This is a genomic window from Pseudomonas sp. 3A(2025) (assembly GCF_054589175.1).
Map to the genome: position 1 here is coordinate 1 of NZ_BAAILM010000075.1, position 579 is coordinate 579.

General features: G+C 53.4%; 1 protein-coding gene. It reads right to left on the reverse strand.

What is annotated here, in order from left to right:
• Positions 1–579 (reverse strand): IS3 family transposase (locus ACYP2A_RS22795; protein ID WP_459748210.1); only part of this gene is annotated, 579 nt, incomplete at both ends.

Sequence of the window (579 nt, forward strand, 5' to 3'; positions counted from 1 at the left end):
CCCTTGCGTGACATGCTTTGTCTGATGCCTCGTTCCTTGAGCGCTTTCTGGTAACGAGGTTGCTGATAGTGCCAGCCCTGATCCGAGTGCAGCACAAGCGGCGAATTGCCCTGCAGCCGCTTGAAGGCCCTGCCCAGCATGTCGGTTACCAGGGCGAAATTAGGCCGGGTCTGGGTTTGATAGGCCATGATTTCACCGTTGTACAAGTCCATCACAGGCGACAGATAGAGCTTTTCTGATCCAACCTTGAATTCGGTGACGTCTGTGACCCATTTCTGGTTAGGTCGTTGTGCAGTGAAATTGCGCTCCAGCAGGTTGGGTGCAATATGCCCTTCCAACCCTCGATAAGAACGGTATTTCTTGACGCGCACCAAGGATTTCAGTCCCATCTTGTCCATCAGGCGCTGAACAAGTTTTTCGCTGACCGCTTCTGTTTTCTGCAGCTGCAAAGCAATCCGGCGGTAGCCAAACCGCCCCTCGTGCAGAGCATAGAGCGCCTGAATCTTTGCCTTCAGCGAAGCATGCTTGTCAGGCTTTTGAAGCACACCAAGTTGGTAATAGAACGTGCTACGCGCCAGG